This is a genomic window from Candidatus Binatia bacterium, from assembly GCA_036382395.1.
In the GTDB taxonomy this organism is placed as follows: domain Bacteria; phylum Desulfobacterota; class Binatia; order HRBIN30; family HRBIN30; genus JAGDMS01.
In genome coordinates, this window is record DASVHW010000322.1 from 1 (window position 1) to 5,945 (window position 5,945).

Annotated in this window: 5 protein-coding genes and 1 tRNA gene; 3 read left to right on the forward strand and 3 right to left on the reverse strand. The window is 64.7% G+C overall.

The features are described 5' to 3' along the window. The coding region (locus tag VF515_15025) for a sulfotransferase (protein ID HEX7408944.1) at window positions 1-499 on the forward strand (499 nt) is incomplete at its 5' end. A 165-nt stretch (window positions 500-664) separates the two neighbouring features. On the opposite strand, the gene rsmH is transcribed toward VF515_15025, so the two are convergent. Beyond that, window positions 665-1,576, reverse strand: coding sequence for a 16S rRNA (cytosine(1402)-N(4))-methyltransferase RsmH (gene rsmH, locus VF515_15030; GenBank protein ID HEX7408945.1), 912 nt, complete (start codon window positions 1,574-1,576; stop codon window positions 665-667). A 227-nt stretch (window positions 1,577-1,803) separates the two neighbouring features. On the opposite strand from rsmH, the gene VF515_15035 reads away from it, so the two are divergent. Beyond that, the gene (locus tag VF515_15035) at window positions 1,804-2,271 is read left to right on the forward strand and encodes a hypothetical protein (protein HEX7408946.1); all 468 of its coding nucleotides are present in this window, start codon (window positions 1,804-1,806) and stop codon (window positions 2,269-2,271) included. A 45-nt stretch (window positions 2,272-2,316) separates the two neighbouring features. Here the strand turns inward: VF515_15035 and VF515_15040 are convergent, their stop codons facing one another. After that, the gene (locus tag VF515_15040) at window positions 2,317-3,399 is read right to left on the reverse strand and encodes a hypothetical protein (protein ID HEX7408947.1); all 1,083 of its coding nucleotides are present in this window, start codon (window positions 3,397-3,399) and stop codon (window positions 2,317-2,319) included. 42 nt (window positions 3,400-3,441) lie between these two features. Then, window positions 3,442-5,604, reverse strand: a complete 2,163-nt coding sequence (gene glgP / locus VF515_15045; protein HEX7408948.1) for an alpha-glucan family phosphorylase — start codon at window positions 5,602-5,604, stop codon at window positions 3,442-3,444. A 264-nt stretch (window positions 5,605-5,868) separates the two neighbouring features. On the opposite strand from glgP, the gene VF515_15050 reads away from it, so the two are divergent. After that, window positions 5,869-5,943 (forward strand) — tRNA-Glu (locus VF515_15050). Window positions 5,944-5,945: the final 2 nt, after the last annotated feature.

The following is a 5,945-nucleotide window of genomic DNA, read 5'->3' on the forward strand; positions in this document are numbered from 1 at the left end:
ACGCCCCGTACCGCTGATCCAGGTCGGTTACGAGCAACTGGTGCGGCAGCCCGAGGCGGAAATGCGGCGCGTGTGTGAATTCCTCGGACTCTCCTTCGAACCCGAAGCGATCGAGTACGGGCGGCACGAACACACCGCCGGCGGGCTCGGCGATCCGATCACCGTCAACAAGCACACCCGGCCGGTCAGCGAATCGGTCGAGAAGTGGACAACAGAGCTGGCGCAGGCACCGGAGAGGCTGCGCATCGTCCGCGAGATGGTCGCCACCATCGATGACGCGGACCTGGAGACCTGGGGATTTCCACGCGCCGCGTTTTTCCAGCCGGTGGAGCACGCGGCGCGGTCCGAGGGCCGGCCGCCGCAGCGGCCGCCGCTTCTGGACCGCTTTCGATTGGAGCGCAGGCTCTTGCTTCTCCTGCGCCGCAACATTCACCACAACGCTTTCGGCCGCCTCGTACGCCGCGTGCGTATGCTCTGCGACGTGCTGCTCCGTGGCTGATACGGGGGCTTCAGAGTCTGTGATTAAATCGATGTCGGGCTTGGCGTGCGCGTACACGTCGGGCGGGAGCACCGCTCCCGCCCTCAAGGGATATGGGTGTTGCGCGCCGGTCTGATTCTTGAGGGCTGGAGCACCGCTCCAGCCCAGCGATTTCTTCACACGCTCTCAGTAATCCGCGCGCTCGCAGACGCGCAACTTGGCGCTGGCGGCACGGGGGTTGGCCGCAATCTCTTCGTCGCTTGGCCGCACCGGCTTCTTGGTCAGGATGCGTACGCGCCCCGCTTGCCGCTCGGCAACAAAAAACTGCTTGACGATGCGGTCCTCGAGTGAATGAAACGCGATCACGGCAAGCCGGCCGCCGGGCGCGAGCAAGGACAGGGCCTGCGGCAGCGCCTCGCTGATGGCATCGAGCTCGTCGTTGACGCTGATGCGCAGGGCCTGGAAGACGCGGGCGGCGGAACGGGCGGCACGCCAGCGCACTTGCGCCGGCAGAGCCGCGGTGATCACACTGAAGAGCTGGGTTGTCGTCTGCACCGGGGCACGTTCCCGTTGCGCCGTGATCGCTCTGGCGATGCGCCCGGCAAACCGTTCTTCGCCGAAGCCGCCGAAGATGGCCTCCAAATCCCTGGCGCTGCGGGAGTTGAGGATCTCAGCGGCGGTCTCCGTCCCCGCGGCATCCGCTTCGAAGCGCATGTCGAGCGGCTCGTCGCGCATGAACGTGAACCCGCGCCCGCTCACGTCCAGATGGAACGAGCTCAAGCCGAGATCGAACACGATGGCGTGCACTGCGGTAAAGTGACGCGCCGCGGCGATGCGCGTCAGCTCGCGGAAGTCGCCGGCAGCAAGATGCAAGCGCCCAGCCTCCACCGCCTCAGTCAACGAAATCCGTACGGCGGTCAGTAACTCGAGATCCCGATCGATGCCCAGCACCTCACCGTCGGGCGCCGTGCGTTCCAGCATCGCGGTGGTGTGTCCGCCGCCGTCGATGGTCGCATCGATGCAACGTACCCCTGGCTGCAGCTGCAAGTAGTCCAGCAAAACGGTGGTCAGGATCGGAACGTGGACCTGGCTATTCATAGTCTCCCGCACTGGGCCCGTCACCGGCGCATCTTCCAAGAAACCGTGATCGTCCTCCGCCTCGAACGCGGGCGATCATGACATCTTCACGCGCGAGGTCAATGCGTAGCGCGCCGGTAAGCGACGATGGCCGATCCACCTTATCTGACCGGCTCACGGGCCGACCGGCGCACCCTGTCGAGCCATTGGCTTGCGTGTGGAGAACCGCGCCGCTAGGAAGTGTACATATGCACCCGGACAGCAGACGGCGGCACGGGCATGGGCGGAACCGACACGCGCCGACCCCGACTCAATCAGCCTCCCGGGCATCCCAGCCATCCGGGCTGGGCCAGCGCCAGGGGATAGATCCTTTCGCCCTGTTTTGCGCCTATCATCTCGGCATCACCGAAGAAGGCGGCTACCGGTTCCAGCACATTCACCAGGTGGCGAAGCGGTTCGGCACCAATGCGGGGGTCATCAAGCAAGTGCTGGCCGATTTCGACATGGATTCGGACACCATCGTGCACAGCACCTTCGACATGGCCGGCGCGCAGGTCGACATCATGCTGGCCCCAGAGGGCATCAACCGCACCGAACTGGCGCGTGAGTTCTTCGCGCAGTTCCGTGCGGCTCCGCGGCGGTCGCGAAACTGGGCCAAGGAATTGGAAGAGGACGCGCGCGTGAACGAACGGATCTTTGGCCCAAGCCGGCGGTGATCAGGTCAGGGTTCGGGGTTCCAGGGTTACAGGCGCAGCCGGCGGTCAACTCACGAAGTCCGCCAATGATAAAGAGCAGCCGCGGGCTTCGGCGCCCGCGATTCGACCCACCAACTCAAAGCCGTCTTTGACCATGCGGCCCAGGTCTTCGGTCAAAACGGCCAGCGCGGTCCCGGCGTTAGCCAAATCGAAGTGACAGAGCAAACCGGTCTCGCCGCTGGCGACTTCGCGGAGGGTACCGGGATCGAGGACGAGCGTCCGCATCCAAAACGGGCCGGCTTTGGCGCGGTGCGTGACACGCCCGCGATACCGATCGCGAATGACGTTATCGTAACACTGCGAGGACAGCTCGGTCATGCCGTACTCGTTGACGCAGAAGTAGCCGGGGATCGCAAAGGTATTCCAGCACGCGTGCAGGACGCCCTGCGCCGACATCGAACGGGGCGCACCTTTGCTCCCTCCCGTGTCCATCAGGCGGCTGCCGTGCGGCAGGCGAAACGTCCATGCGTGCGGGCGGCACTGATCAAAGAAGCGGATCAACGCCCCCGTCGTGGTCATGATGCACACCGGCGTGCCCTCACGCTCGCTCTGTCGCAGTGCCTCCGTAAAACCAGCGAAGTCCAGGCGGTCGGCGGTGGCAAAGCACCCGCTGCCCGAGGAGCTGCCGAACTCTTCCATGGCCCAGGAAACCATTTGCGCCAACGACGATTCGTTGCGATCGGTGCTCGATGGAATCAGCGAAAGCATGCGCGTCTCGGCGACGTCCGGAAAAAGGAACTCCTTCATGCCCGCAACGGCCGCCGCGCGGTACAGCCGCAGATCCGGCACCGCGTGTCGGCCGCGCCGTTCCGCGCCGGCAGTCGTGCCAGTGGTCAGGAAGCTGCGTTCCGCCGGCCCACAGCGGAGCTCGACACTCTTGAACGCCAGCGTCGGCACGGGCGGAATCTCGTTCCAGTGGCGGATGCTTGCCGGGGTTTTCCCTCGTAGCACACACACCCGCCGATACGCCGGGATGGACTCGAACTGGTGGGCGAACACTTCGAGCGCCAGCGTTTCAAACGGTGTCGTCTGCGGAACCGTGATGAAGCCGAGGACCTTGTCGTGAACTGGATGATCTCCGGGCTTCATGACAATTGAAGATGCGCTCCGCTTGCTTTCGTTGCGGCGATCTCAGGAGCGATCCGTCACGTACATCGCCTCGACGTACTCGCGCAACATACGTTCGGCAGTAAACTGAGGGATCAAGGTGCGCATGGCGGTCTTGATCCGCTGGACCCAGCGATACGAAATGCCATCCGCGGCGCGGTCATAGAAGGTCGGGATGACCTCACGCTCGAGCAGATCGAGCAAGGCTGCCGCATCGTGATCATCCTGCGTCTGATAATCAGCGGCCGGTGAGGTGATGGCCCACCCATTTTCGCCGTCGTAGGCCTCTGCCCACCACCCGTCGAGCACGCTCAGGTTCAGGCCGCCATTGAGGGTGACCTTCATCCCGCTGGTGCCGCTCGCTTCCAGCGGCGGCCGCGGCAGGTTGAGCCACACGTCCACTCCGGCGACAATCCGCGGTGCCATGTGCAGATCGTAGTCCTCCAGGAAGACGACTCGCCGGCTGACCTCGGGAACCCCTCTGAGTTCAAAAAACAGGCGAAGGGCTTCCTTCGCTTCATGGTCTTGCGGATGGGCCTTACCGGCCAAAACCAGTTGGATGGGAGTCGGTCCATCAGCGAGCAGGCGCAGGGCGCGCTGCGGAAAGCGCGTCAGGAGATAGAGCCGCTTGTAGGTAACCATGCGCCGGGCGAAGCCGATCGTCAGGACGTTCGGATCGAAAGAGCGGGCGGCAGCGTCGACGAAATCGGAGGTTTCGCCGCGCCCCAGCCGGTCACGGATCGAGCGTTCACGCACGTAGTCGACGAGTGCCTGTCTCTGGGTACGGCGCACTCCCCACAGCTCCTGGTCCGGGATGGCGGCAATCCCTTCTGCAAACGCCGGCGCGGTGAGGCGGCTGTCCCAGTCCGCTCCAAGGTGACGTTCCAGCAGCGCTTGCATCTCCACGGACATCCACGTGGTTGTGTGCACACCGTTGGTGACGTGGGTGATTGGCACCTCCGCTTCGGCGCGTTCGCGCCATAAGGGGTGCCACATCGCCCGCGCCACCTCAGCGTGACGTCGGGACACGCCGTTGGCGGCGCGGCTCGTGCGCAAGGCCAGGGGGGTGATGTTGATGGACTCCTGTTCGTTGCCGGGCACCACGCGACCGAGGTCATAGTAGGTCCCGGGCGGGACCCCCAGATCGTCCATGAGGCCGCCGAGCACCATCTCGACCTCGCTTTGGCTATAGCCTTCATTCCCTGCCGGCACGGGGGTGTGCGTGGTAAACACGGTCTCCTGGCGCAGCAGGGCCAGCGCCTCGTCAAACGTTCGTCCCGTTGCCAGCAAACGCCGGAGGCGTTCGCTGCTGCTCAGTACCGCATGCCCTTCGTTGAGGTGGACCAGTCCGGGACGAATGCCCAGCGCATCCAGGACGCGGACACCGCCGATGCCGAGCACGGCGTACTGTGCCAGGCGTGTTTGTCGGTCGCCGATGTACAGCCGTGCAGTGATCCAGCGATCGATCGGGTGGTTGTCTTCCCGGTCGGTGTCCAGCAAGTACAGCGGCACGCGCCCGACATCGATGCGCCACACCTGGATGCGCACTCGGCGGCCGCGGAGGACCAGGTCAACGGTGAGCGGCCGGTCGTCGGGTCCGGTCACGCGCACGGCGGGCAGGCGTTCATAGTTGGTGTTGACCCAGTATTCGTGCTGCCAACCCGCCGTATCCAGTCGCTGATGAAAGTACCCCTGGCGGTAGAGCAGACCGACTCCCACCACCGGCAGGGCAAGATCTGAGGCCGCCTTGAGGTAATCGCCGGCGAGGACACCTAGGCCGCCGCCATACAACGGCAGCGAGCAGTGGACGGCGAATTCCGAGCAGAAGTACGCAACAGGGCGTTCCGGTGAGATGCCCGTCTGCGCCCAGGGGCGGTTGCGGTCGGCCTGGATGCGGGCGGCCAGTGCCCGAACTTCCTCCACATACGGTTGCTGGTGCGCGAGTTCGAGCAGGCGCCGCGGCGGCACGGCTTCGATCACATAGCGCGGGTTCCACTCGCCGTGCCCCCAGATGACCGGGTCCATCTGGCGGAACAGCTTGGCCCCGTTGGGCAACCACGCCCAGCGATAATTGTAGGCCGCCCGTGCCAGCGGCACCAACGGGCCAGGCAGCCGCTCGGCGAGCTCGGCAATAGCCCGCTCGACATCACGCTGCCCATCATTCGACTGCGGTGTGGTAACCGTCATGACCTTCCTTCCCCCAGCGCATGCAACCCAAACTACCTACGTTGCCGGGCGTAGTGCTGCAAGCATCCGCAGGGCCATTTGTAAAGGCGACCGACCCGGGCGACACCGGTCATGCGTCAACCGGCGCCTTCGACTCTCGACTGCCGACCGGTCGCACAGCGCTTGATTTGAGGAGGGAATCCCGATACGCAACAAGGTTCAACCTGAGGGCGAGTGGGTTGTACGATCATTTGCACTCAGGTTTGTGGCACCGTCGCTCCATACGTCCCCGTCGTCTAGCCTGGCCCAGGACACCGGCCTTTCACGTCGGCAACACGGGTTCAAATCCCGTCGGGGACGCT